This is a genomic window from Micromonospora chokoriensis, assembly GCF_000718555.1.
Classification (GTDB): domain Bacteria; phylum Actinomycetota; class Actinomycetes; order Mycobacteriales; family Micromonosporaceae; genus Micromonospora; species Micromonospora chokoriensis_B.
Genome location: NZ_JOAN01000012.1, coordinates 62,103 through 88,342 on the forward strand (window position 1 = coordinate 62,103; position 26,240 = coordinate 88,342).

General features: G+C 71.5%; 23 protein-coding genes. 7 read left to right on the forward strand and 16 right to left on the reverse strand.

All coding sequences use genetic code 11. The annotated features are described in order from the left end of the window. Positions 1-30: 30 nt before the first annotated feature. The 6 genes from fxsT to IF46_RS0117410 all read right to left on the reverse strand — a co-directional run bounded on the left by fxsT (position 31) and on the right by IF46_RS0117410 (position 9,213). On the reverse strand, positions 31-3,900 hold the full coding sequence (gene fxsT, locus IF46_RS0117385) for an FxSxx-COOH system tetratricopeptide repeat protein (RefSeq protein WP_030489407.1): 3,870 nt from the start codon (positions 3,898-3,900) through the stop codon (positions 31-33). Beyond that, entirely contained in the window at positions 3,897-5,168 is a 1,272-nt protein-coding gene (locus tag IF46_RS0117390; RefSeq protein ID WP_051723979.1) for a TIR-like protein FxsC, read from the reverse strand. Before IF46_RS0117390 ends, fxsT begins: the two co-directional genes overlap by 4 nt. Continuing rightward, positions 5,165-5,824: a TIR-like protein FxsC gene (locus IF46_RS35205; protein WP_030489409.1), complete on the reverse strand. Its 660-nt coding sequence runs from the start codon at positions 5,822-5,824 to the stop codon at positions 5,165-5,167. Before IF46_RS35205 ends, IF46_RS0117390 begins: the two co-directional genes overlap by 4 nt. Positions 5,825-5,876: 52 nt before the next feature. Next, positions 5,877-6,701, reverse strand: a complete 825-nt coding sequence (locus tag IF46_RS0117400) for an aminoglycoside N(3)-acetyltransferase (RefSeq protein WP_051723980.1) — start codon at positions 6,699-6,701, stop codon at positions 5,877-5,879. Next, entirely contained in the window at positions 6,685-8,961 is a 2,277-nt protein-coding gene (locus tag IF46_RS0117405) for an FxsB family cyclophane-forming radical SAM/SPASM peptide maturase (RefSeq protein ID WP_232234073.1), read from the reverse strand. Before IF46_RS0117405 ends, IF46_RS0117400 begins: the two co-directional genes overlap by 17 nt. Positions 8,962-9,024: 63 nt before the next feature. Further along, positions 9,025-9,213 carry a hypothetical protein gene (locus IF46_RS0117410; RefSeq protein WP_030489412.1) on the reverse strand — a complete coding sequence of 63 codons (189 nt, stop codon included), beginning with the start codon at positions 9,211-9,213 and terminating at the stop codon, positions 9,025-9,027. 162 nt (positions 9,214-9,375) lie between these two features. On the opposite strand from IF46_RS0117410, the gene IF46_RS0117415 reads away from it, so the two are divergent. Beyond that, complete coding sequence (locus IF46_RS0117415) at positions 9,376-9,612, forward strand: DUF2277 family protein (protein ID WP_030489413.1); 237 nt, start codon at positions 9,376-9,378, stop codon at positions 9,610-9,612. Between the two features lie 13 nt (positions 9,613-9,625). Here the strand turns inward: IF46_RS0117415 and IF46_RS0117420 are convergent, their stop codons facing one another. Then, positions 9,626-10,105, reverse strand: a complete 480-nt coding sequence (locus IF46_RS0117420) for a hypothetical protein (protein ID WP_030489414.1) — start codon at positions 10,103-10,105, stop codon at positions 9,626-9,628. 239 nt (positions 10,106-10,344) lie between these two features. Then, positions 10,345-11,334 (reverse strand): selenide, water dikinase SelD, encoded by a 990-nt coding sequence (selD, locus tag IF46_RS0117425; protein WP_030489415.1) that lies wholly within the window; start codon positions 11,332-11,334, stop codon positions 10,345-10,347. 195 nt (positions 11,335-11,529) lie between these two features. Here selD and IF46_RS0117430 point away from each other — a divergent pair, with 195 nt between their 5' ends. From IF46_RS0117430 to IF46_RS0117445, 4 genes are all read left to right on the forward strand, one after another. Further along, positions 11,530-12,285, forward strand: a complete 756-nt coding sequence (locus IF46_RS0117430) for an amino acid ABC transporter ATP-binding protein (RefSeq protein ID WP_030489416.1) — start codon at positions 11,530-11,532, stop codon at positions 12,283-12,285. A 57-nt stretch (positions 12,286-12,342) separates the two neighbouring features. Then, on the forward strand, positions 12,343-13,278 hold the full coding sequence (locus IF46_RS0117435) for a glutamate ABC transporter substrate-binding protein (protein ID WP_030489417.1): 936 nt from the start codon (positions 12,343-12,345) through the stop codon (positions 13,276-13,278). 79 nt (positions 13,279-13,357) lie between these two features. Then, positions 13,358-14,014, forward strand: a complete 657-nt coding sequence (locus IF46_RS0117440) for an amino acid ABC transporter permease (protein WP_030489418.1) — start codon at positions 13,358-13,360, stop codon at positions 14,012-14,014. Positions 14,015-14,169: 155 nt separating this feature from the next. Next, a complete protein-coding gene (locus IF46_RS0117445) occupies positions 14,170-15,042 on the forward strand; it encodes an amino acid ABC transporter permease (RefSeq protein WP_030489419.1) in 873 nt (290 codons plus the stop codon). A 100-nt stretch (positions 15,043-15,142) separates the two neighbouring features. On the opposite strand, the gene rny is transcribed toward IF46_RS0117445, so the two are convergent. The 8 genes from rny to IF46_RS0117490 all read right to left on the reverse strand — a co-directional run bounded on the left by rny (position 15,143) and on the right by IF46_RS0117490 (position 24,282). After that, positions 15,143-16,909 (reverse strand): ribonuclease Y, encoded by a 1,767-nt coding sequence (gene rny, locus IF46_RS0117450; RefSeq protein WP_030489420.1) that lies wholly within the window; start codon positions 16,907-16,909, stop codon positions 15,143-15,145. 597 nt (positions 16,910-17,506) lie between these two features. Then, positions 17,507-18,205 carry a regulatory protein RecX gene (locus IF46_RS0117455; protein WP_030489421.1) on the reverse strand — a complete coding sequence of 233 codons (699 nt, stop codon included), beginning with the start codon at positions 18,203-18,205 and terminating at the stop codon, positions 17,507-17,509. A 14-nt stretch (positions 18,206-18,219) separates the two neighbouring features. Further along, on the reverse strand, positions 18,220-19,266 hold the full coding sequence (gene recA / locus IF46_RS0117460) for a recombinase RecA (RefSeq protein WP_007456801.1): 1,047 nt from the start codon (positions 19,264-19,266) through the stop codon (positions 18,220-18,222). 184 nt (positions 19,267-19,450) lie between these two features. After that, positions 19,451-19,651 carry a DUF3046 domain-containing protein gene (locus tag IF46_RS0117465; RefSeq protein ID WP_030489422.1) on the reverse strand — a complete coding sequence of 67 codons (201 nt, stop codon included), beginning with the start codon at positions 19,649-19,651 and terminating at the stop codon, positions 19,451-19,453. A gap of 5 nt (positions 19,652-19,656) precedes the next feature. Beyond that, positions 19,657-21,030 carry an MFS transporter gene (locus IF46_RS0117470; RefSeq protein ID WP_030489423.1) on the reverse strand — a complete coding sequence of 458 codons (1,374 nt, stop codon included), beginning with the start codon at positions 21,028-21,030 and terminating at the stop codon, positions 19,657-19,659. A gap of 194 nt (positions 21,031-21,224) precedes the next feature. Further along, on the reverse strand, positions 21,225-21,806 hold the full coding sequence (locus IF46_RS0117475; protein WP_157563120.1) for a hypothetical protein: 582 nt from the start codon (positions 21,804-21,806) through the stop codon (positions 21,225-21,227). Positions 21,807-21,921: 115 nt separating this feature from the next. After that, the gene (locus IF46_RS0117480) at positions 21,922-22,626 is read right to left on the reverse strand and encodes a UdgX family uracil-DNA binding protein (RefSeq protein ID WP_030489425.1); all 705 of its coding nucleotides are present in this window, start codon (positions 22,624-22,626) and stop codon (positions 21,922-21,924) included. A 315-nt stretch (positions 22,627-22,941) separates the two neighbouring features. Then, a complete protein-coding gene (locus IF46_RS0117490; protein ID WP_030489426.1) occupies positions 22,942-24,282 on the reverse strand; it encodes an aminotransferase class I/II-fold pyridoxal phosphate-dependent enzyme in 1,341 nt (446 codons plus the stop codon). Positions 24,283-24,319: 37 nt separating this feature from the next. Between IF46_RS0117490 and IF46_RS0117495 the strand changes: the two genes are divergently transcribed. Beyond that, complete coding sequence (locus IF46_RS0117495) at positions 24,320-25,564, forward strand: bifunctional pyridoxamine 5'-phosphate oxidase family protein/GNAT family N-acetyltransferase (protein WP_030489427.1); 1,245 nt, start codon at positions 24,320-24,322, stop codon at positions 25,562-25,564. Next, positions 25,564-26,235 carry a leucine efflux protein LeuE gene (gene leuE / locus IF46_RS0117500; protein WP_030489428.1) on the forward strand — a complete coding sequence of 224 codons (672 nt, stop codon included), beginning with the start codon at positions 25,564-25,566 and terminating at the stop codon, positions 26,233-26,235. The genes IF46_RS0117495 and leuE overlap by 1 nt, the downstream gene beginning before the upstream one ends. Positions 26,236-26,240 lie beyond the last annotated feature (5 nt).

Here is a 26,240-nt window from a genome sequence, read left to right on the forward strand (position 1 = left end):
CGCGTACGGCCGGCCCGGTCGGACACCCGGTCAGATCGTGTGCGGGTCGATCACCCGGACGATGAAGCGCCGTTCGCGCAGCGTCTGCACGGTTGGATGCTCCAGGCCGATCACCTCGGCCAGCCGATCCGCCACGACGCCGACGTCCTCGGCTGCGGGGCCGTCGCCGGCCCGCCTCGCCACCAGGGCGAGATCGCCGAGGCAACGCAGCGTGTCGGGGTGGTCCGCACCGATCACCGCAGCCAGCCGGCCGGAGGTCTCCCGCAGCCGGTCCCGCGCCGACTCCCAGTCACCCTCGTCGGCGAGGCACACCGCGTGGTTGACCTCCGCCGCGAGCGTGTGCGGGTGGTCGGGGCCGAGCATCTTGCGCAACTCGCCGACCGCCCGGCCCGCCGATGCTAGAGCGTCCGACCTGCGTCCGAGCGCGCGCTCCGCTGCCGAGATGTTGCTCAGCGTGGCGAGGGTGTGCGGGTGCTCCGGACCGAGCTTGAGCTCGTCCTCGTACGCCAGGCGCACGGCCGTCATCTCGGTAAACGCCCGCGCCGCGTCGCCGACTGCCAACAGGTTCGCCGCGCGGCTCGACCGGCACGCCACCGTGTCCGGGTTGTCCGACCCGAAGCGTTCGTCGAGCTCGCGGTACGCCGTCTCGAACATCGGCGCGGCCTCGCTGCCCCGCCCGGAGCTGCGCAGGGACACCGCCAGGTTGACCTGTGCGGCGAGAGTCTGGCCGTCGTCCGGCCCGAGCACCTCGCAGTACGTGTCGTACACCGTGCGCAGCAGGGTGGCCGACCTCTCGTACTCGCCGGCTTCCCTCAGGTCGATGCCGAGGCGCACGGCGGAGACGAGGGTGTAGGGGTGCGTGGGGCCGAGCACCAGCCGCCGCCGCTGGTGCACCTCGTCGTCCCACCGCCGGGCCGCCCGGTAGTCGCCGACCAGCCGGTACGAGACGGCGAGGTTGTTGGCCGCGCTCAGCGTCCGGGGGTGGTCCTCGCCGAACACCTGGAGCCAGGAGGCGTAGGTGGACCGGTCCCGTTCCAGGGCCTCGGCGTAGCGGCCGAGCGCCCGCAGGTCACCGCCGAGGCTGCCGGCGGTCATCAGACTGTGCGGGTGCAGCGGGCCCAGCAGCCGGCGCTGCTCGGCCAGCACCGCCTCGTCCAGGTCCCGGGCCTCGTCGAACCGGCCCAGGCTGCGCAGGATGTTCGCCCGGTTGAACCGCAGGTGCAGCAACTGTCGGCCCAGCGCCGACGCCTCGGTCTCCTCCCGCATGTCGCCGAGCCGGGCGCTCCAGAGGTCGTCCACCTCCTGGCTGAACCCGTCGGCCTGGTCCAGACCGCCGCGCTGCCACAGGTAACGGACCCGGTCGATCAGCAGCTGACACACCGGCTCGTCGGGGCAGGTCAGCGCCTCGGAGACCTCCAGGTGCGGCCAGAGCATGCGCAGCCGGGCCCAGGTGGTCGGGTCGTCCACGTCGCCACGGGGTCGGGACGCGGCAAGCACCAGGTGCACCTGGTGTCGGGCGGCGATGATCTCGTCCTCGGTCATCCGGTCGCGGACCACCGCCTGCAACAGCCGGTGCACCTGGACCCGACCGCCCTGCACGTCGAGTTTGAGCAGCGCTAGCCGGTTGATCTGCTGGACCAGGGCGCCGCGTACGAGCCGTTCCGACACCGACGGGTCGAACGGCACGAGGGCCGCCGCCATCTCGTCGCTGTAGATCAGCTCCAGCGCGATCTCCGGGGCCAGCACCGAGCAGAGCTGCAACAGCCGGTACGCGGCGGGCGCTTGTTCGAGCAGGCGGTTCAGCGACAGGTCCCAGGTTGCCTCCACGGAGAGGGCGCTCGGGCCATGCCGCTCGATCTGCCGCAGGTAGTCAGTGACCGATGTGCCGGTGTCGGCGAGCCAGGCGCCCGCCGCGGCCACCGCGATCGGCAGATCGCCGAGCGCCTCGGCCACCCGGTCAGCCTCCTCAGCGCTGATCGTGGGCACCCGCTGGGCAAGGTGCGACACGCTCTCGGTGCGGTCGAAGACGTCCACCTGGATCGGGTTCGCCCGGTCACCCCAGGCGCGGTTGCGGGAGGTCAGCAGGACGTGCCCGGGGCCCTGCGGCAGGAAGGGCTCGATCTGGTCGAGCTCTTCGGCGTTGTCGAGCACGACGAGCCACCGCTCGTAGGGCTCGCCACGGCCGAGCACCTGGAGCACCGACCGGACCGTGTCGGGCAGGGTGGGCCCGACGAGGATGCCGAGGCGGCTGGCGAGGTCGGCGAGGGCGGTGTCCACGAACTGCGGCGGGTCCGCCACGATCCACCAGACCACGTCGTACGCGGCCTTGAACCGGTGCACGTACTCCAACGCCACCTGCGTCTTACCGACGCCGCCCATGCCCTGCAGGGCGACCGGCAGCACCACCGCGCTGCCGCCGCTCTGCAACTGCGCGCGCAGCCGCGCCAGGTCGTCCTCCCGGCCGGTGAACCGGGCGTTCCGGTTGGGGGCGTTGAAGATCAACGGCTCGCTGCCGGGATACCGGGTGCCCCCGCCCGCCGGGCCGTCCGCCGACGACGGCACCGGCCGCCCGACCAGCCGCAACACCCGTTCCACCGCGGTCGCGGCGCTCACATTGACCAGGTTGGTGGAGCTCTGGGACGGGAACTCCGCCAGCGGACGCAGGTCGGCGACGTACACGGCGAGGGCGGTGGAACCGGTGCTCGTGTCGCGGTCGGGCAGACCACCCGACGGCGTCGCCACGTAGGCCGGCGAGACCACGGTCAGCGTGCGCGGGGCCGGCGTGCCGGCCGATCCGACGGCGGCCGTCGGCTCCACCACCCGCAGCCCGGCCGAGCTGAGCACCCGCTCCAGCCACTCGGCCCAGATGGCGTCCTCCGGCGCGTAGCGGAGCACGATCTGGTCGTCGATCGCCTCGGTGCGTCGGCGGAATCGGGCCTTGCCCCGCTCCCGCACCGACTCGTCCATCACCGGCAGCGCGGTCACCCCACCGTCGGTGAGGATCCCGGTCAACGTCTCGAACGCGGCCAGCAGCGACGTCGGGGAGCCGGGCGGATCGCCGAACGTCGCAAGCGTCTCCTCGTACGCGTAGAACGGCCGGTACGGAACCTCCACCGCGGCCCAGTAGCGCCGCCGTTCGGCCTCGGTCATACCGGCCGGCAACCCGGCGAACCGGCGCATGGCCAACAGTCGACCCGCTTCGGCCCGCTCCTTCTCGGCCTGGTCGACCCGCATCGGCACCGGCAGGACCCGGATGTCGCGCCGCCGGTACCGGTCCCGGACCGAGTGCGCCACCCGGGCCGCGCCGTCGATGCCCTGGTCGCTGAGCGTGAAGCAGTCGACAAGTGTGTCCGGCAGGTGCAGGGTGCAGATGTCGGCGACGTCGCTCAGCCCCGTCCGGCTGTCGATGAGCGTGAAGTCGTACTGACGCTTCATGTCCGCCCGCAGCGCCTCGAAGAACTGCGCCCCGCCCAGCCGGTTGTAGAAGTTGTCCCAGTCCAGCCCGCTCACCGAGACGGCGTAGTCGCTGTTCTGCCGGCCGGCGGAGAGGAAGTCGAGGCCACCGCCGTCCGGGAAGTTCCAGCGCAGCGAGAACGCGTGCCGGCCGACCCGGGCGTACTGCTCCATCCAGCGGTCCGGCCGATCGTCGACCCGGGTGGTCTCCCACTCGTAGTCGCGGATCATGTCGATCACACCGCTGGTGCCCTGGATCGCCTCGGCATCGAGGAACGGGTGGAAGAAACGGTGCAGGCCGGGTGACTCCAGGTCCCAGTCGGCGACGAGCACCCGCCGGCCGCTGGCCGCCAGGATCCAGGCCACGTTGGCCAGGGCCATCGTCCGACCCGTCCCACCCTTGAAGGAGTAGAAGGTGACGACCTGGCCTTCGCGATCGTTGTTCATCGGTCTTCTCCGTGGGGACGCGGTGGGGCCGGATCATCAGGCGGGGAGGCGGGGTCGGTGGGAACTGTCGAGCCGGTGGCGGGCAGGCCGTCGCGCAGGCTCGGCACCGGCTCCGGTGGTGGTTCGAAGGGGACGACCGGGCCGTACTTGAGGAACTGGCGGCGGGCCTCGGTGACCAGCGCCGGCATCAGGTCGACGAACTCCGGCATGGTGCACGCCCGCTTGACCTGGGGCAGACCGGCGTCGTGCAGCAACTGGGTCACCTCGGTGGCCCACCGGGTGACGTCCTGGGTGTCGTCGTCGTCGGTCACCACCAGCGGAACGACCCACTCCCGCAGGCCGTGCAGCAGGCGGGCGAGGACTCCGGCCGCGTCCGGCGCCGCCGCGATCCACGGGTCGACCAGCAGCACCGCCGGCCGCCGGTCGAGCAGCGCGGCGGCCTGCGCGAAGTCCTCGGTGCGGGCCGACAGCCCGAGCCGCTCGGCGGTGCTGGCCGCGTACTCGGCGGCGGGCAACTGCTGGCGACTCCCGTACGGCCGCCAGAGCCGGCCGCTTGCGGCGTAGCCGGCGGGGTCGCGATCGGTCGGCAGCCGGTCCCGGGTCGGGGCCAGGACGGCGACGACGAAGTCCGGGTCGGTCGGCGCCGGGCGGGCGACCTCGTCCAGACCGGGCGCCCGGGACGGGCCCATCGGTCGCCGCTCGGCGGTGTGCACGATCCGGGTGGCCAGGCGGCTCAGCATCAGCTCGTACTGGGTGCGGTAGGAGGACAGCATGCAGAACGCGCGCAGACCGTCGGCCGCGTACTCCGGGACGTCCCGGCCCAGGTCCAGGGCGCCGTCCAGCTCCGGATGGGCCTCCCAGGGCGGGAACGGGATCCACAGCACCGGGGTGAGATGGCCGGCGGTGAGCCGGGCCGGCCCGGCGGCGGTCAGCCGGGCCCGGAAGGACTCCTGCTCCCCCATAGCCCACGGGCGACTGAAGTAGCCGGGCGAGTAGAGCGGGACGAAGACCTCGGCGTCACCGAGCGCCTCGGCGAGGGCGGCCTTCCAGTCCGCGCCCAACGGGATGTGCTGGTCGAAGAAGCCGATCCGCATCCCGGCGACCGGTCGCGCCTGGCGTCGCACCTCGTCGGTCAGGTCGGCGAAGAACTGCCCGACCCAGACGTCGGCGTCGGCACGGGCCCCCGGCGGCGGCGCCGAGTGGGCGTAGCTCAGGAAGAAGTATGTCCCCCGCGACCCCGATCGGCGTCGGTCCGTCGGCGGGCTCACTCCGACTCCTCGGCGAATCGGTTGCACAGCTCGTCCACGCCCGCCGGCACCCAGGGTTCGACCAGGTACGACCGGTGGATCGCCACGATCCGCTGTGCCAGCCGCCAGACCACCGCCCGGTACGCGTTCTCCCATTGCATGGTCAGCAAGCCGTAGACCCCGTCCCGCTGGTAGTGCACCGCGATGTCCGGATCCGGCATCGCGGTCGGGGAGAAGCGCTGGATGTCGCGGAGCACCCGAGGCAGGGCCGTGCCGTTCGTCGGCGACCAGGTGACCGGCACGATCGCCGTCTCGTGGACCGAGGCGGAGCTGTGTCGCGGGATGATCCGTCGGCGGGAGAACGCGTCCCACTCCCGGCCACACCAGTCGCTGCCGAGCAGCGCGCTGGACACCAGCGGAACGAAGACCTGGCAGGTGCCGGCGGCTTGGAGCAGCTCAGGGCTCCAGCGTTCCCCGCCGGCGATGGAGCTGTCCAGGAAGCCGGCGTCCACTCCGGTCACCGGGCCGACCAGCTCGCTGACGTGGACGGAGAGGTCCTCGAAGAAACGGGAGACGTACTCGGCGGGTTTGCCGGTGGCCCGGCCGACGGGCGCCCGCGAATAGCTGATGAAGAAGAGCGGCGCGCGCGTTCTGGAGGGTGCGTCCACTGTGCTCACCGCTGTCCCTCCGCCCTCCCCACGCGGCCGGAACATCAGCGTAGTCCCCGCGTCAACGCCGCGCCGCGAATCGGTTCGTGGCAAACCAGCCAGTCGCGAAGTCGACAGTGGCACGGGCCGGCAGCAGACGAGCGCTGGCCCGCCCCACCCGACCGCGCCGCACCAACGGCGTCTCGTCGAGCGCGGCGCCCACCGTCGGGAAGTCGCTGTCGTCCAGATCGAGCGCCCGGAAGTCGAGGCGGACCCGCCGCCCATCGACGAGCCGGAAGCAGTGGTAGTCGCGCTCGGGTAGCGGCACCGGCAGCCGGTACTCGGCCAGGTGCAGGCCGGTGCACGCCTCGTAGCCGAGGCCGAGCAGCAGGATCTGCCCGTCCGCCGCGTAGAGCCCGCCGACCGGTGAGCGTTCCCCCAGGTGGCAGGCGAGATCATGGCCGTCGGTGAGCTGCCGGGCCCGGGGGCCGAGCGCGGTGAACGAGGTCTGTGGATGATCACTGCGCACGGCACCGGGGGTGCACCTGACGTACTCGGCGAGCGCGCCCATCCGCTGCGAGGGAGTGCTGCGGCGGTCCCAGCCCGGCAACGCCGCCTCGTACCGTTCGCGCTGCGCCTGGTCCATCCCGGCGGTGGCCGCCAGGTGGGCCCGGGAGGTGGTCGAGTTGCCGTCGGTGTGGGTGGGCACCAGCAGCGTGCCGGCCGGGCCGAGGACGTCGCGCAGCGCGCCGGCGAGGGTAGCGGGGCCGTGCTCAAGCGGGCCCACCCGGCGCAGGCCACAGTGCACCAGCAGGCACGCCCCCGGGCGTACGCCAAGCGCTCGCAGGTCGTCGGCGAGATGCGGACGGCCGAGGGTGGGCGGTGGGTGCTCATCTGGACCCGACAACGGTCTCCTCTAGGGCATGCCGCAGCTGGCCGACGAACCGTTCACCGGCCGCGCTGAGCGACCGGCTGGCCAGCAGCGCGTCGACACCGTCCCGGGTCCACCCGAGGAAGTGGGCCGCGTGCGCCGACGCGTCCCCCGGGTCGGTGGCCGCCCGGGATTGCCAGACCTGGGTGACGGCGAGGTGGGCGTACACCCCCTGCAGCACGCCCTCCGGTGGCCGCGGGTCGGGGCGCCAGGGCACCCGGATCCGGGTGCTCTCGCCGGGTTCGACCAGGTCGTACAGGTCGAGCACCGCACCCAGCTTCGCGTGCTGCCACTCGTGCACGAGCAGCACCGCCATCGTCTCCGGATCGGGATGCGGGGTGACGGCGACCGCGCCGAACGCGTGCCGGGCGGTCGCGCTGCGCAGAGGTCGCGCCGGGTCGGGCGCCAACGGCACGACGGCACGCAGACCGCCGTCGAGCGCCGCCGCGTGCGCCGGCACGTCCCGGTGCACGACCTCCCAGGCCGCCGCCAGGGTACGCCCCAACGCCCGCGCCGCCGGGCCCTCCAGGCGGGACTCCACCGGCTGGCCGTAGCAGTCCCGGTACGGGTCGCCGTCCTCGAGGAGCACCCGGCCACCGGGCACCGCCACGTCGCGGGTCGGACGCCAGCTGGCCGACGGTGGCGCCAGCGGATCGAGGAGCACCGTCTGCTCGACCGACCCACCACGAACCTGCAGCTCACCGGGCCGGACGGTCACCTCGGCGCTCTCGGTGAGACCGGGCAGCACCAGGCTGCCGAGCGTGGGCAACGTGATCGCGTCGGCCCGCACCGGGACGTGCAACGTGGCCGGCACGCCGGCCCGCAGCGCCGCAGCGGTGGCGATGGCCGGCAGCGGGTCGACCGCCGCGCTGAGGCCGGGCGGGGCCGACGAGTCGAGGCGATGCACCAGACCCGCTCGGACGAAGGGGTGCTCCAGGACCGCCCGGACCGCCTCCGGCGCAGCCCGGTCGAGGTGGACGAGCAGCTCCCAGGCGGCCGTGGTGCCGGACCTGTCCCGGCAGGCCGCCAGCAGCGCTCGGGTGATGGAGAGCTGGGTGGCGGCGAGCAACGCGAGCGTCGACGCCGACCCGTGCCCGGTCGCCAGGTCGTCAAGCAACTCGTCGACGGGCGAGGTGGCGGACCGGTCGGCCGGGGCGGGTGGGGTGGGCGGCGGGTAGGCGTCCACGGTGTCGATCAGGCGGAGCAGGTCGGGGCAGTACACCGAGGGGTTGTCGAAGCCGGAGCCGGTGCGCCAGCGGTGGGCGTACAGGCCGCCGCCACATCTGTCGACCACCGGGCAGGCCCGGCAGGTCGCGCAGAGCCCGTCCGCGCCGTCCTGCCGGATGGCGACCCCGGGGTGCCGCGCGGCCTCGTCCACCGAATTGTCGAACACGTCGAACCCGGTGTCGGCCGCGCCGTGGTACGCGGTCTTCAACGAGTCGACCTGCTCCCAACTGCCGTCCGCCTCGATCACCAGCACGTCGGCCGGCGCGAGGCCGAACGCCTCGGTGCCGCCGCCACCGGGCCGCAGCGCCTCGAACATCCGGATCGACACCGGACGCCCGTCGTCCACCCACCGCCGGTGCAGCCGCCCCAACCAGGTCGCGTACGGGGTGGGCTCGGAGCCGGGACGCAGCGGGGGGTGATCCCAGGTGGCGTGGGGCAGCAGCAGGTCGACCCGGGGCGGGCTCTCGGCCAGCAGCGCCTCGTAGACCCGGTCGGGATCGTTGCGCACGTCGATCGTGCAGAGGATGCCGGCGTAGCTGGCGCGGAACTCCGGACGCCGGAGCAGGGCCAGCGCCCGCCGGACGTGGTCATGGCTGCTGCCGCCGTGAGCGAAGACCCGGTGCCGGTCGTTGGCGGCGCGGTCGCCGTCGAACGACACACCGACCTGTACGTCGTACTCGACGAACAGCCGGCACAGCTCCTCGTCGAGCAGCACGCCGTTGGTCTGCATCCGCAGGTCGAGCCGCGTCCACGGGGTGATCGCCGCGCGCAGCTCGGCCAGCAGCTCCCGCAGCCCGGCGGCGCCCAGCAACAGCGGCTCACCCCCGTGCAGCACCACGTGCACGACCGGCAGCTCGTGCTCGCGGGCGTGCTCGGCGATGCGCCGTGCGGCGGACTGGGCCGTCGCCGCCGACATCCGCACCGGACGGCCACGCCAGGTCTGGTCGGCGTGCTGGTAGACGTAGCAGTGGTCGCAGCTGAGGTCGCACCGGCTGTGCACCTTCAGCACGAACTGACTGATCCGCCGGCAGGATCCGCCCATTGCGGGTGGACCGCACCGGCAGGCCATCGCTCAGATGGACGAGTTGAAGGCGGCGACGGCAACGCTTCCGGACGGCACGGCGGCGTTCGTGACGACGCGCCTGCGCACCGCCTCGATCAAATCGGCGTGCTCGACGCCGATCCGTTCCAGCGGCGTGTGCAGGCTACGCGTGAGATCGTCGAGGTCGGGACGGGATGGTCGGGCGGGGGCATGGTCCACAATGAGTCTCCGGGGGCCCGGGGCGCTGGGAGCGCGAGCGGCGGCTGTGGCTCGAACGGCTCTGGTCCGTGACCAGGATAGACAACTATCGACCAACTGTCACCGTCGGTGCAGCCGCCGGCACGGCGGGTGGCAAGCCGCGGTCGACGAGAAGGAGCGGATATGTGCCGGAGCATCAAGACCCTGCGTGAGCCGTACACCCCGCAGGTGACCGACGCGGACGTCGAGGCGGCGGCGTTGCAGTACGTCCGGAAGATCTCTGGCTTCCGGGCGCCCGCCGCGCACAACGCCGCCGCGTTCGACGCCGCAGTCGCGGCCGTGGCCGAGGCGACGCGCACCCTGCTCGACCAACTTGTGGTACGGGGCACCGGAGCGGGCACCCCGACCGACCGGGCCTGACCCTGCGAAGGGGTCAGGCCGCGGCGAGCGCTGGGGCGACCGTGTCCGGCGCCCAACGCGATCGGTGGCACTGCGACCAGCCCCGACAACCCGGGTCGCCCAGCGAGCAGAGCCGCAGTTTGCTGAGCACCTCACCGTCGTCGGTGTCCCGCACGTCGAAGTGCACCGGCCGGACCGTGCCGTCCGGTGCGACGAGCAGGTGCCGGCCCGCGTCGAGCGTGTCGTCGCGCAACAGGCAGTTGCGGCCCAGCAATCGGGCCAGCGCGGCGATGCTCGGGTGCTCGGAGAGCTGCTCGGGCACCCCATAGCAGTCGATCACCGTCGAGAACTCGCCCGGCGCCTGCCAGACGTCACACACCACCGCGCACGCCGGCAGCCGCGCCGGGTCGGCCGCCGCCAACGGCATCACCACCCGACCAAGCGCCTCGGCCAGCGCCGGGTAGACCTCCACGGGTCGAGCCCCGTCGATTCTCCAGTTCCACAGCTCGGTCATTCCGCCTCCTCGCTGCGTTCGTCCCCACCGGCCTCCGGATCGGGCCTTACACACGATGGTGGGGGGCATTTGACCCCAGCCGGGGGCAAGTTACCGGTCTGTGACCATTCCGGGCAAAATTTCCCTGAGCGGCATTGCTCGGAGTAGCGGGAAGGTGACAGTTTATCGGGTATGGTGCGCCATCCGCACCACCGCCACCGCGTGTCCTTCCGCAGGTGCGACCGCCCTCAGCCGGTCGGTCAGCGCAGCACGACCCGGTGCTCCCCACGGGGCAACAGCTCGCCCACCACCGGAGCGCCGGGCACCTCACCGGCGACCAACAGGCCACCGGAAGTCTGCGCGTCGGCGAGCAGCAGCCGCTCCGACTCGTCCGCCGCGCCGAAGTCGGTCCACGGGGTCACCCAGTCCAGGTTGCGCCGGCTGCCGCCACTGACGAACCCGTCCCGCAGCGCCTCGCGCGCACCGGCCAGGTAGGGCACCCGGGCGGTGTCGATGGCCACCGTGAGCTGGCTGGCCCGGGCCAGCTTCGAGGCGTGCCCGAGCAGCCCGAACCCGGTCACGTCGGTGCCGCAGCGGATGCCCGCGGCCACCGCCGCGCGGGCCGCGTCCCGATTGAGAGCGCTCATCGTGGCCACCGCCTCCGGGAAGCTCTCACCGGTGGCCTTGTGCCGGGTGTTCAGCACACCCACCCCGAGCGGCTTGGTCAGCGACAACGGCAGCCCGGCCCGCCCGGCGTCGAGAGTGATCAACTCTTCCGGTCGAACCGTGCCGGTGACCGCGAGGCCGTACTTCGGGCCGTCGTCGTCCACGCTGTGCCCGCCAGCCAGGTGACAGCCGGCCTCCCGTGCCACGTCCTGGCCACCGCGCAGCACCTCACGGGCCAACTCCAGCGGAAGCACATCGCGCGGCCAACAGAGCAGGTTGAGCGCCACCAGCGGGATGCCGCCCATCGCGTACACGTCGGAGAGCGCGTTGGCCGCGGCGATCCGACCCCAGTCGTACGCGTCGTCGACCACCGGAGTGAAGAAGTCGGCGGTGCTGACCAGGCCGGTCCGCTCGTCCAGGCGCACCACCGCCGCGTCGTCGCCGTGATCCAACCCGACCAGCAGCTCCGCGGTGCCGGTCGCCGGCCCGAGACCAGCCACCATGATCTCCAGCTCACCTGGCGGGATCTTGCAGGCGCAGCCACCACCGCGGGCGTATTTGGTCAGCCGTACCGGTTCGGTCATCCACCCATGATCTCGGCAACGTGCCTCGATCGCCACCGTTGCGACTCGTACGGTGACCGGAATCGGACCCGCCACGACGATCGTGACCGGTGTTACCGCTCCGTGACCCGCTGAATTGCATTCCGCCACATCAGGCGACCTACAGTGGCCGAACCGGGGGTCAACCGACCCCGATCCGGGAGACGACAGGGGACGGTGGACGACGTGACGACGGGCGAACCGCTCATCGTGCTGGACGCGGTCAACAAGTGGTTCGGGCCGCTGCACGTGCTGGACGACGTCTCACTGTCGGTGGGCCGGGGCGAGGTGGTCGTGGTTATCGGCCCGTCCGGCTCCGGCAAGTCGACGCTGTGCCGCGCCATCAACCGACTGGAACCGATCAGCTCCGGCACCATCACCTTCGACGGTCAGCCGCTGCCGGCCGAGGGCAAGCCCCTCGCCAAGCTACGCAGCGAGGTGGGCATGGTCTTCCAGTCCTTCAACCTCTTCGCGCACAAGACCATCCTGGAGAACGTCACCCTCGGCCCGATCAAGGTTCGCAAGGAGAAGCCGGCCGCCGCCCGCGAGCGCGGCCTGGCCCTGCTCGACCGGGTCGGCATCGCCAACCAGGCGGACAAGTTCCCGGCCCAGCTCTCCGGCGGCCAGCAGCAGCGCGTGGCCATCGCCCGAGCGCTGGCCATGCAACCCAAGGCGATGCTCTTCGACGAGCCGACCAGCGCGCTGGACCCGGAGATGGTCGGCGAGGTGCTCGACGTGATGACCTCACTGGCCAGCGACGGCATGACGATGGTCGTGGTGACCCACGAGATGGGCTTCGCCCGGCACGCCGCGAACCGGGTCATCTTCATGGCCGACGGCAGGCTCGTCGAGGACGCCTCCCCGGCCGAGTTCTTCGACAACCCGCGCAGCGAGCGGGCCAAGGACTTCCTCTCCAAGATCCTCACGCACTAGGCGTCCGTAGTGGAGCGTGCCGCACCTCGGTGGGCTCCGTTGAAGAAGGAGAAGAGTATGCGTATCAAGCGCGTGGCGGCGGTCGCCATGATGGCTTCCCTCGCCCTGTCGGCTGCGGCCTGTGGCAAGGAGGGTGAGCCGACCCCGAGCGCGGGCGGTAGCGCCTCCGGTGGCGCCCAGTCCGACACCTGCAAGAGCTCCGGCGCGACCTTCACCCCCAAGACGGACGCGGCCGTTGCTGGCAGCCCGGCCTTCGAGAAGATCAAGGCGGCCGGCAAGGTCTCCATCGGCGTCAAGTTCGACCAGCCGAACCTCGGCTACAAGGACGCCCAGGGCAAGCGGTGCGGCTTCGACATCGAGATCGCCCAGTACGTGGCGAGCACGCTCGGCATCGACCCGGCGAAGATCGAGTACAAGGAGATCGCCTCCGCCAACCGGGAGACCGCGATCAAGGGTGGTGAGGTCGACTACTACGTCGGCACCTACTCGATCACCGACAAGCGCAAGAACGACATCTCCTTCGCCGGCCCGTACTTCGTGGCCGGCCAGGACCTGCTGGTCCGCAAGGACGAGACGTCGATCACCGGCAAGGACACCATCAAGGGCAAGAAGGTCTGCTCGGCCACCGGCTCGACCCCGATCCAGAAGGTCCGCGACGAGGGTCTGACCGAGCCGAACAACATCGTCGAGTTCAAGACCTACTCGGAGTGCGTCTCGCAGCTGCTCGACAAGAAGGTCGACGCCGTCACCACCGACGACGCCATCCTCAAGGGCTACGCCGCGCAGAGCCCGACCGAGCTTAAGGTGGTCGGCCAGCCGTTCAGCACCGAGAAGTACGGCATCGGCCTGCCGAAGGACGACAAGGCGCTGCGCGACTACATCAACAACCAGATCGAGGCGTCGTTCAGCAACGGCACCTGGCAGAAGATCTACGACGGCACGCTCGGTCTGTCCGGCTCGGCGGGCACCCCACCCACCCTCGAGCGGTACTGACCGACTGGTTCGACACGAGTTGTGGCGCCGGGCGGGGCTCGTCCCCGTCCGGCGCCCGTCCGAGGACTGAGAGCGAGGCATGGGCGAGTTCTTCCGCGTACTGACGGACAACGGGCAACTGTTCGTTGACGGGTTCACCAACACCGTCAAACTTTTCCTGATCGCCGCGGTCGGCAGCCTCGTCCTCGGCACGCTGCTTGGCGCGATGCGGGTCTCCCCCGTACCAGCGCTGCGGGCATTCGGCGCCACGTACGTCAATTTGGTGCGCAACACCCCTCTGACGTTGGTCTTCGCGTTCCTCGTGTTCGCGGTGCCGAAGCTCGACGTCAACATCGACTACGACGACAGCGCCGCCGTCGCGCTGACCGTCTACACCTCCGCCTTCGTGTGCGAGGTGATCCGCTCCGGCGTGAACACCGTCGCCGCCGGGCAGGCCGAGGCGGCCCGCGCGCTGGGCATGACCTTCGGCCAGGTGCTCACCCTCATCGTGCTGCCACAGGCGCTGCGGGCGATGGTCCCGCCGATGATGAGCGTGTTCATCGCGATGCTGAAGAACACCACAATCGCCGCCGGTTTCTCGGTGCTGGAAGCTGGCGCGATCCCCGCGTACATGGCCGAGCGGGGCGAGCCACAGTTCGCCGTCCTGCTCTGGATCACCATCGGATTCCTGATCTTGATCCTGCCGCTGGTGGCGTTGCAGCGGATCCTGGAGCGCAAGTGGAGGGTCGCCCGATGAACGAGCTGGCGAGCCCGACGGCCGTGAGCGGAAGGTGGCTGCGGTGAGCGCGAGGAGTGAGCTTGCGAGCCCCGCAGTCGCGAACGGAAGGTGGCTGCGGTGAGCGCGAGGAGTGAGCTTGCGAGCCCCGCAGTCGCGAACGGAAGGTGGCTGAGTTGAGCCAGGCGTCGATCCTCTACGACCTGCCCGGGCCCCGCGCCAAGCGGCGCAACGCGATCCTGGGCGTCGTCTCCACCGCCGGCATCATCGCCCTGCTCGCCTACATCGGCTACAAGTTCGCCGACACCGGCCAGTTCGAGGCCCGCAGGTGGGAGCAGTTCCAGTACGCCTCGGTGCAGCGTGAACTGCTCGCCGGCCTCGGGGCGACACTGAAGGCGGCCGCCATCGCCGCGGTCCTGGCGCTGCTCTTCGGTGCGGTCTTCGCCAGTGGCCGGCTGAGCGACAAATGGATCCTGCGTACCCCGGCTACCTTCGTGGTGGAGCTGTTCCGGGCGATCCCGCTCCTGATCCTGATCTTCTTCGGCTACTACGTGCCGTTGCAGTACGGCTGGTCGATCGACAAGCTGTGGGCGCTGGTCATCGGGCTGATGCTCTACAACGGCTCGGTGCTCGCGGAGATCTTCCGGGCTGGCATCAACGCGGTGCCGTACGGGCAGACCGAGGGCGCCTACGCGATCGGCATGCGCAAGAACCAGGTGCTGCGACTGATCCTGCTGCCGCAGGCCGTCCGGTCGATGCTCCCGGCGATCGTCAGTCAGCTCGTCGTGCTGCTCAAGGACACCGCGCTGGGTTTCATCATCACGTACCCAGAACTGCTCTTCGTGGGTAAGCAAATCGGTGGCCGGTTACCGTTCGGGCTGCCGTACGTGCCGACCTACTTGATCGTGGGGGCGATCTACATCGCCATCTGCGGTGCGCTGTCGATCCTGGCGTGGTGGCTGCAGAAGCGGATGGGTCGCAGCCGTCGGACGGCCGCAAAGGTGTTGCCCTCCCAGGATGTCGGCGACGCCGCCGGCCGGATGATCTGACCGGGCCGGACGGCGCCTGATCGACTCGATTTACTTGATATCGGGGTGTCCCCTCCTTGGGGACACCCCGATATTGCTGAGCGCGTGGTGATCGGGCCGGTCAGCGAGCGATCTCGGTGACCCGGGACTCGCGGACCACGGTGACCCGGATCTGACCCGGGTAGGTCAGCTCCTCCTCGATCTGCTTGGCCACGTCGCGGGCCAGCACGGCCGCTCCGATGTCGTCCACGTCGTCCGGCTTGACCATCACCCGGATCTCCCGGCCGGCCTGCATGGCGAAGACCTTGTCCACGCCGAGCTTGCTGGCCGCGATCTCCTCGATCCGCTCAAGCCGCTTGACGTACGCCTCCAGGCTCTCCCGACGTGCGCCCGGCCGACCGCCGGAGCAGGCGTCGGAGGCCTGGGTGAGCACGGCCTCGATGGTCTGCGGGGGGACCTCGTTGTGGTGCGCCTCGATGGCGTGCACCACGTCCTCGTGCTCGCCGTACTTGCGGGCCAGGTCCGCGCCGATGATCGCGTGGCTGCCCTCCACCTCATGGGTGAGCGCCTTGCCGATGTCGTGCAGGAACGCCGACCGCTTGATGATGGGCACGTCCAGCCGCAGCTCGGCGGCCATGATGCCGGCGATGTGGGCGGTCTCGACCAGGTGCTTGAGCACGTTCTGCCCGTACGAGGTGCGGTAGCGCAGCCGGCCGAGCAGGGTCACCAGCTCCGGGTGGATCTCGGTGATGCCGACCTCGACGAGGGCGTCCTCGGCGGCGCGGAGGCAGAGCTGCTCCACCTCCTGCCGGGCCAGATCGTAGACCTCCTCGATCCGGTGCGGGTGGATCCGCCCGTCCAGGACCAGCTTCTCCAGGGTCAGCCGGCCCACCTCGCGACGGACCGGGTCGAAGCAGGAGAGCAGCACCGCCTCGGGGGTGTCGTCGATGATCAGGTTGACGCCGGTCACCGACTCGAAGGCGCGGATGTTGCGCCCCTCCCGGCCGATGATCCGCCCCTTCATCTCGTCACCGGGCAGGTGCAGGACGCTCACCACGCTCTCCGCGGTCTGCTCGCTGGCGACCCGCTGGATCGCGTCCACCACGATGTGTCGGGCCCGCTGCTCGGCCGTGTTGCGCGCGTCGGACTCGATGTCCCGCACGAGCAGCGCGGCCTCCCGCTTGGCGGACGTCTCGATGGCGTCGACCAGCTCCTGTCGCGCGGAGTCGGCGGTGAGCCCGGCGACCCGCTCCAACTCCCGGCGGCGCAGCTCCTCCGACTCGGTGAGCTCGATCTCCCGCTGGGCGAGCGCGGTCTCCCGGGCGGCGAGGGCAGCCTTCGCGGCGGTGAGCTGCCGCTCCCGCTCAGCGAAGCGCTCCACCTCCTCGGTGTGCATCCGTTCCCGCTCGTCCATCCGAGCTGCCCGACGTTCCACCTCGGCGGCCTGCTCCCGGGTGGTGGCGGCGAGCACCGCGACCTCCCGCTCGCCGCTGCGCCGCGCTGCCGTCCGCAGCTGTTCGGCGTCCGCCTCGGCCTGCTTGTGGGCGCGCTCCAGAACGGTGTCCGCCTCGGCCCGGGCGTCGTCGAGGACCCGACGCGCCTCGGCGCGGGCCGCCTTCGCCTCGGCCTTCGCCGCCGCCGCCTCGGTACGAGCTGCGGCAGCCGCGGACTTCGCCACGTCGATCGTGCTGTTCGCCTCGTCGGCCGCGGTCCGCAGGGCGGCCAGCGACTGCTCCTGGCGGTCCTTCTCGGCGATGAAGGCGGGATCCTCCGGGGCCGGCGCGGCGCCCATCCGGCGCAGTGTCCGGATGCCGACCAGCACGGCCCCGATCACCACCACCGCGAGGACGAGGACTGCCGCGAGGAGCACGACGTCGAAGGCGTTCATGCCGGGACCCCGTCGGGTCTACCGGTGAACCTGTGCCGCCGCCCCGCCATGGCCGCCTCCCCTAACGTCGAGACCGCAGCGACCGTGCCCGGGGCACACTCCTGCGGCTGTGGACGCCCGACCGGAGCGGCTGGCCGTGGATAGCTTTCTCCGCCGGCGGTGCCCGGGAGGCAGCGTCGGCGACCGGGTGCAGTTGTCGCAGAGTTCCGGAACGGCCTGTCCGGAACTGCCGCCAAAGGCCGCGGAGTCGGCCAAAGTGATGCTGTCTTGTTACGCGATCTATGTTGTGCGCTTAGCCTGCGCTGGTCGGGCAATGTGAGCCTGTATGGCGAGGCTAGGTCGCCGGGGGTGCTCTGGTCAAGGACTCATGATCAAACCCCCCGAACGGAGAGAAGTTGCGTCGTCACCGCGCGCTGATATCACGCCGGACAGGAGGGGACAAACTCCACGAGGTGTACGAGCGGCGAAACGAGTCATGCCTGCTCAACCCGGGCCTAACCGACCGTCCGGTGCCATACGGCCTGGGTACGCCGGTCGGTGGGCGGGTGTGACCCAACCGTCCAACTGGCGGACAACCACCGCGCGAACGCCAGACGATCAGTCGGACGAACGGCTGTCGCGCTCCAATTCACCCTCGGCTTCGGCGAGCGCGTCGGCGTCGATCTGCTCGGCGAACTCGGCCGCCTCGGCGCTCTGCGCGGCGAGCGCGTCCTTCACCGCCCGGATCGCCACGCCGGGCGGGTAGCCCTTGCGGGCCAGCATGCCCACCAGTCGGCGGAAGACCGCGTCCGGCTCACCTCGGGCGGTACGCAACTTGCGGTCCACGAGGCCACGGGCGGTGTCCGCCTCGGTCTCCTCGTCCAGCTCACCCAGCGCCTCGGTGGCCACCTCGCCGTCCACGCCCTTGCGGCGCAGCTCGTTGGCGAGCGCCCGACGAGCGAGGCCACGCCCGGCGTGCCGGCTGGACACCCAGGCCCGGGCGAACGCGGCGTCATCGATGATGCCGACCTCGTCGTACCGGTCGAGCACCTCGGCCGAGACCTCCTCGGAGATGCCCCGCTTGGCCAACGCCCCGGCCAGCTCGGCCCGGGTGCGGGGCCGGACGGCGAGCTGGCGCAGGCAGATCTCGCGGGCCACCTCGGACTCGTCGCGAGGGGGGGCCGGAGACTCGACGGTGTCGGTCTCCTCGGACCGACCCCGGCGGCCTCGTCGGGGTCGGGGCGGATCGGTGGCGTCGCCCGTACGAGGCGGACTGGCATCCCAGCCCCGCCCCGTACGAGCGCGTCGTCCTGCCATCAGTCAGCGACCGATCAGAAGTCGACCGGCGGCAGCTCCGGGCCACCGGCGGCGTCACCCGCGCCGACCCCGACGCCGAGCTTCTCCAGGATCTTCTTCTCGATCTCGGCGGCCACGTCCGGGTTCTCCTTCAGGAACTCCCGGGCCTTCTCCTTGCCCTGGCCGAGCTGGTCGCCGTCGTACGTGTACCACGCGCCGGACTTACGGATGATCGCCTGCTCCACGCCGACGTCGATCAGCGAGCCCTCGCGCGAGATGCCTTTGCCGTACATGATGTCGAACTCGGCCTGCTTGAACGGTGCGGCGACCTTGTTCTTCACGACCTTGACCCGGGTGCGGTTACCGACCACGTCGGTGCCGTCCTTGAGGCTCTCGATGCGTCGCACGTCGAGCCGGACCGAGGCGTAGAACTTCAGCGCCCGACCACCGGTGGTGGTCTCCGGGCTGCCGAACATGACGCCGATCTTTTCCCGCAGCTGGTTGATGAAGATCGCCGTGGTGCCGGTGTTGCTGAGCACACCGGTGATCTTCCGTAGTGCCTGGCTCATCAGCCGGGCCTGAAGGCCCACGTGGCTGTCGCCCATCTCGCCCTCGATCTCGGCGCGCGGCACCAGGGCCGCCACCGAGTCGATCACGATGATGTCCAGAGCGCCGGAGCGGATCAGCATGTCCGCGATCTCCAGCGCCTGTTCGCCGGTGTCCGGCTGCGAGACCAGCATGGCGTCGGTGTCGACGCCGAGGGCCTTCGCGTACTCCGGGTCGAGCGCGTGCTCGGCGTCGATGAAGGCGGCGATGCCACCGTTGCGCTGGGCGTTGGCCACCGCGTGCAGCGCCACCGTGGTCTTACCACTGGACTCGGGGCCGTAGATCTCGACCACCCGGCCACGCGGCAGACCACCAATGCCCAGCGCCACGTCGAGCGCGATGGAGCCGGTCGGAATAATCGCGGTCTGGACGACCGGCCGGTCACCCAGCCGCATCACCGAGCCCTTGCCGAATTGCTTGTCAATCTGAGCGAGAGCAAGGTCGAGTGCCTTCTCCCGGTCAGGCCCTGCTGCCATGGTTGCCACCCCTGCCTTCGCCGGCGTCTTTGCTGAGCTTCGCGTCACGCGGACACGCTAGGCGCTAGGTCCGACAGAAAACCAGCCGACGGGCCGCGAGCTGTGGACGAGCACCCCGCTGTGGACAATAGCCGAACAGGTGTACGACTCGAGAAGCGACACGCGGAAGCGACGAAAAGGCTGCTCAGCGTAGTCGAGCGGGCACCCGGTCGGGGTACGCGGCGCAGACCGCCCGCCACACCACGTGCGTCTGCTCCCCCGATGCCAGCGCCTGCTCGATGGTCCGTCCGCCGAGCTGGGACAGCACCTGATCGCGGGCGATGCTGGCCGCGTAGCCGGGCCCGAACGCCTCGTCCAGCCGCGTCCAGAAGTCGGTCAGCCGCACAGTGATCAGCCCTCCTCGTCCGGCGCCCCGGTCGGCACCGGGCGCAACGCTAGCGCCACCAGGGGCACCGCCGCGACCGCCGCGAGCAGGGTGAGCACGGGATATCCGGCGAACTGCATGACAAACCCACTGGCCACGGCGGCCCCGGCCCCGGCCAACCCCATGATCAGGTCGGACAGCCCCTGGACGCTCGGCCGTACCCCGGCCGGCACCGACTCGGACAGCAGGGTCGAGCCGGCCACCATCGTCCCCGACCAGCCCAGCCCGAGCAGGACCAGACCCACCGACAGCCGAGGCGTGTGGTGCCCGGCGGTGCCGGCGACCGCGCAGGCGGCCAGCAGCAGCCCGACCCCACCGAGGATCACCGCCCGTCGACCGAGCCGGTCGGTGAGCCAACCGACCACCGGGGAGAACGCGTACATGCCGGCGATGTGCAGACTCAACACGATGCCGACCAGCCGCAACACGTCGGCATCGGCGTGCGACTCACCGAGCCGGACCGGGGTCATCGCCATCACCGCCACCATCACCAGGTGACCCACCGCCACCGCGGCGATGCCGAGTCGGGCGGCGGGCTGCCCGCGTACCACCGACCAGGCCGCACGCATCCCGGCGCCGCGCGGCGCGCGCACCTTGACCGGCGCGGCCGCCGGTGTCGCATCGCCGCCAGCCGCGGGCGCCTCGGCCGCCACGGCGGTCGCCGTCGCGTCGGCGGCGGGCTCCTCGGCCGCCGCGAGCCGCCGCGCGGTGAGCAGCGGGTCGGGCCGGAGCAACCCCAGGAGTACGACGGCAGCCAGCACGAACGCGGCCGCGCTGAACGCGAACGGGCCGGCCAGCGGGGGCAGCCCCCAGCCGGTGGTGACCCGGTCGGCCAGCGCCGCGAAGTTCGGCGCGGCCACCGCACCGATGGTGGTCGCCCAGACGATCAGGGAGAGCTGCCGCCCTCGTCGGGCCGGCTCGGCGAGATCCACTGCCGTGTAGCGGGCCTGCAGGTTCGCGGCCGTGCCCCCGCCGAAGAGGAGCATGCCGAGGAAGAGCAACGGCACCGAGCGGGTGACGGCGGCCAGCACCACCAGTACACCGCCGACGGCCCCGACCGTGTACGCCAACACCAGGCCCGGCCGGCGACCGTGCCGGGCCATGACCCGGGTGACCGGGACGGCGAGCAGCGCGGCACCGACGACGCCGGCGCTCTGCGCGACACCGGCCACCGCGGTCCCGGCGATCCGTGCCGCGAGCAGCGCGCCGACGGCGATGCCGATGGTGACGCCGATTCCGCCGATGATCTGCGTGGTGAAGAGCAGCCGCAGGGTGCGCCGCTGGATCGACGTGACGTCGGGTCGGGCGGCGGGACGCGGCGCGGTCAGGTCGGTCGCCATCGGCGCTCCTGTCGGAAGGGGTGACTCATCCTCGCGCACCCGCACCGGTCAGCGGCAGTGGGTCTGCCGAGCGCCGAACCGTCCACCGGCTCCGCTCCGTTTGAGCGGGCCCGCCCGCAACGGGGTCGCTGCCGGCGCGACCCACGCCTATGGTGCCCGGATGAGCCCTCCGACAAGCGCTCTCACCTGCGCGATCAGGGTGTTTCCGGTGGGTTGGGCACGGCCAGCAGGGACGCGAGCCGACGGATCTGGGTCAGAGTGCGCGCGGCGACGGCCACACTGACTACCGCGACCACGCCGAAGATCACCGCGAAGCCCTCGTTGTCGGCAGCGAGCAGAGCGAGCAGGATCAGCCCGAGAGAGGTGCCCACGATGGACAGCAGCGCCGCCCAGGTGGCCTGCCGCTGCCCTGCGAGGTACGTGGGCAGTTCGGCCCGTACCGCGTCGTCCTCGGGCACGCTGCCGGTACGCAGTGCCTGGCGCAGCGCGTGGCCCTCGGGATCCCGCCGGGCGTCGCCCAGAAGGCGCTGCGTCAGGGAGATCGTGGGGCCGATCCAGACGGTGTTCAGAGCGGCACCCAGCACGGCCACGGCCAGTGCGTCCTGTCGGTCGAAGAGCCAGCGCACCGGCAGCCCGATGAACACCGTCATCGGCACCCAGTAGAGGGCCATGAGCTGCAAGCCGGGTGCCCGCTCGATGAATCGCTTCAATCTCTCGCGACGCCCGGCGGCCACAGCGGACGCACCCGCACCACGCTCCTTGTTGTCAACGTCCATCGACACCCGTTACCCGCTCACGCGATCCGCGAAGCACTGTCAATCTTGGACGGTTTCCGTTCCGCGCGAACGGAAACTGTCCAAGATCTGGACGGCTCACGGCTGCGGTTGCCGGCTAGCCGGGCAGGGCGCGGGTCACGACAGTGAGGTCGGCGACCAGTCCCTCGTACGCCTTGTCCTGGTCGTCCGCGCGCAGGACTGCGGACGGGTGGATGGTGGCCAACAACCGGGCCGACGGCGCGTCGGTCCGCTTTCCGGCGTTGTCCACCGGCACCTGCTCGAAGTCTGCGGGGTGTTGGGCCGATTCCGGCCAGGGCAGCAGCTCACCCCGCTGGCGGGTGACCCGGAAGGACGGGCCGAGCAGCGCCTTGGCTGCGGTCGCGCCGAGCACCACCACGATCTCCGGACGCAGCCGGGCGAACTCGGCGACCAACCACGGTCGGCAGGCGGTGATGTGCACCTGGTCCGGGGTCTGGTGGATCCGCCGCCTGCCGCGCAGTTCAAAACGGAAGTGCTTTACGGCATTTGTCAGGTAGAGCTGCCCCGGGTCCAGCCCGGCGTCGTCGACCGCGCGGCGCAGCAGGCGTCCGGCCGGGCCGACGAAGGGCAGCCCCTTCTGGTCCTCCATGTCGCCGGGCTGCTCGCCGACCAGCACCACGCGGGCGCTTTCGTCACCCCGACCGAAGACCGTCTGGGAGGCATCCCGGTGCAGCTCACAGCCCCGGCAGCCGCCGGCAGCGGTGCGCAGGTCGTCGATGGTGTCGGCGTCGGGCGGAATGAACCGCTGGGCGCCAGGAGCGCTCCCGGTCTGCTCGGCCATGCCGACTGTTATATACCCGTTCGGCGCCCGCTGTCGGTTACACCCCGGCGCACCACTGCCGCCGCGTCAGTACCCGTTACCGCCCCCATCGCCGCCGGAAGCGATCGCGATCAGCACGATGACGATGACGATGATCGCCACCGCCACCGCGATCCAAATCCCCTTACGAGCCCCACCAGAAGCCATATCTCCCACACCTCCGGCCGGCGCATACCCGTCCCCGCCGCCCCGAATCCCCGCGATCTCGCACTTTCTGTCCCGACCAACATCCACAGGTCCGACATTCAGCCAACACAAACTGCAAGATCGCAGGGGTCAGGTGGGGAAGCCTCGAAGGGGGGTGGGGTTTGCCGCTTCGGCCAGGGCAGCGGCCAGGGGGGCCAGATCGTCTGTGGTCAGCGGGCTGACGGTGATGCGGAGAGCGGGCGGCGCGGCGATCCGGTAGAGGGCGCCGGGGGCCACCGCCCAGCCGGCGTCGCGGAGCGCGGTCACCGTGCTGGTCTCGTCCGCCACCGGCAGCCAGACGTTGATGCCGCTGCGACCATGTGCGGTCAGGCCATGCTCGGCCAGCGCGGCGAGCAACCCGTCGCGCCGCTGCTCGTAGCTCTGCGCCGCCCGCTGCACCAACTCGGTGACCGCCGGATCCCGCCACAGGGCGAGCACCAGGCGTTGCAGCACTGTGGAGACCCAGCCGGCACCGACCCGCGTACGGCCACTCACCCGGGCCACCGTCGTCTCGTCGCCGACCAGCACCGCCAGCCGCAGGTCCGGGCCGAAGGGCTTGCTCACCGAGCGCAGGAACGCCCAACTCGCGGTCGCGCCGGCCAGCGGGTGCAGGGGTACGCGGGCCAGTTCGGCCGCGTGGTCGTCCTCGATCAGCAGCAGGTCTTGTCGGCCGGCGAGCAGCGCCCGCAGCGCCTCGGCGCGGGCTGCGGAGACGGCGGCGCCGGTCGGGTTCTGGGCCCGGCTGGTGATGATCAGCGCCCGTGCTCCGGCGGCGAGCGCCGCGGCCACCCCGGTGACAAGTGGCCCCTCGTCGTCCAGCGGCACCCCGATCGGACGCAACCCCAGCGCGGCGACCAGGTCGAGCAGGTTGGCCCAGCCCGGGTCCTCGACGGCGACCGCGTCGCCGGGGCGCAGGTGGGCGCCGAGCAGCCGCTCGATGCCGTCCAGCGCCCCGCCGACGAGAGTCAACTCCCCGGCCGGTACGCCGTCGGCGCGCAGCCGGGCGCGGGCCGCCTCCGCCAGCTCGGGGAGCACTCCGGCGTCGGAGTAGCCGACCGACGGGCCGCCGTCGGCGGCGAGCGCCGCCAGGTGCGGGCCCAGCGGGGGCAGCAGCCGGGGGTCGGGTTCGCCCCGGGACAGGTCGCGGGCGCCGGGCAGCGGTGGGGGCCGCAGCGCGGAGCGTCGGGCGGCCACCGGCGGGCGGGGGCGTACCCGGGTGCCGTGCCGCCCGGCGGTGGCGAGCAGGCCGCGTTGGCGCAGCTCCTGGTAGGCGCGGGCGACGGTGGCGGGGCTGACCCCCAGCTCGGCGGCGAGCGCCCGCACGGGCGGCAGGGCAGCCCCCGGTGACAGGGCGCCGGTACGGATGCCCGACTCGATGCTGGCCGAAATCTCGACGGCTGTCGCTCCGGTGAGCTGATAGCGTGCTGACACAAACAAGAGATTGTACTAGAACAAAGGGGCCGCGCGCATGTATCCACCCACCGCCCGGACCACACCACATCGTTCGCGCGACAAGCTGAGCTACGACCAGGCCGCTGCCCACGCCGTGCTCGACGAGGCGTACGACTGCGCGCTCAGCTTCACCGTCGACGGCCAGCCACGGGTGCTACCCACCCTGCACGTGCGCATCGGTGACACGCTCTACCTGCACGGCTCCACCGGCAGCCGGCCGCTGCTCGCCGCCCGAGGCGACGACGGGCTGCCGGTCTGCGTCGCGGTGACCCTGCTCGACGGGCTCGTCTACGCCCGCTCGCAGTTCCACCACAGCGCCAACTACCGCTCGGTCGTCGCGCACGGCACCGCCCGACTGATCAGCGACGAGCGGGAGAAGCTCGCCATGCTCACCGCGCTTGTCGAGAAGGTCGGCGCGGGACGCAGCGCGGCCACCCGCCCGCCCAGCCGGCGCGAGCTGGCCGAGACCGCAGTCCTGGCGCTGCCGCTGCGCGAGGTGTCCGTCCGGGCCCGCACCGGCGGGGTCCGCGAGGACGAAGCCGACCTGCACCTTCCGCACTGGGCCGGTGTGCTGCCGCTGCGCCTGACCGCCGGGGCACCCGAGCCCGACGCCGGGGTCACCGCGCCGCTGCCGACGTACCTGCGGACGCCCCGCACGCCCTGGCACGACCCGGTGCCGCTGCACGGCGAGCACGTTCGGCTGGAGCCCCTGGAGTTGGCGCACACCGACGAGTTGCACGCCGCCACCGCAGACCCGCAGGTGTGGCGACACCTCAGCGTCGCGCCGCCCACCACGCCCGCCGAAACCGCCGAGGTGATCGGCACCGCCCTGGCCGCCCAGCACCGGGGTGAGCGGGTGGCCTGGGCGCAGCGGTGCGCGGCGACCGGGGCGGTGGTCGGCACCACGTCCTACTACGACCTCGATCCGCAGCGGCGGGCGGTGGCGATCGGGCACACCTTCCTCGGCCGGCCCTGGTGGCGTACCGGGATCAACACCGAGGCGAAGCTGCTCCTGCTCGGCCGGGCCTTCGACGAGCTGGGCGCGGTGCGGGTGGTCTGGCACACCGACATCCGCAACGTTCGCTCCCAGGCGGCCATCGAACGACTCGGCGCGACCCGGGAAGGGGTGCTCCGGATGCACCGGCAACGCCCGGACGGCTCCTGGCGCGACACCGTGACGTACGCGATGACCATCGACGAGTGGCCGAGCGCACAGGTCAGGCTGCGAGAAAGACTTCGTCGTACGGCACCTGTGGCGTGATGATGGCGGGCGTGCTGGGAATCACCGACATCTGGACGTACGTGCTGGGCACCGTAGCGATCATCCTGCTGCCCGGGCCCAACTCGCTCTTCGTGCTCTCCACCGCGGCCAAGCGGGGCGTGGGGGCCGGCTATCGGGCCGCCGGCGGAGTGTTCGTCGGCGACGGGGTGCTGATGGTCCTCTCCGCCGCCGGGGTGGCGTCGCTGCTCAAGGCGTACCCGCCGGTGTTCATGGTGATCAAGTACATCGGTGCCGCGTACCTCGGTTATGTCGGGGTGACCATGCTGCTCGGCGCCGTGCGGCGCTGGCGCGACCGCAACGACCCGAGCACGCCGCGCCTCATCGACGCCGCGCAGCCGGCGGAGATGCGCAGCCCGTTCCGCAAGGCGCTGGTGATCAGCCTGCTGAACCCGAAGGCGATCCTGTTCTTCATCTCGTTCTTCATCCAGTTCGTCGACCCCGGCTACGCCTGGCCGGCGCTGTCGTTCCTGCTACTCGGGCTGATCGCCCAGGTGACCAGCGGCCTCTACCTGACCGCGTTGATCTTCGCGGGCACCTTCCTGGCCGCCCAGTTCCGCAGGCGTCGCCGCCTGGCGGCCGGCGGCACCACCGCCGTGGCAGCCCTGTTCCTGGCCTTTAGCCTCAAGCTGGCCACCGCCAGCGCCGGCTGACCCGC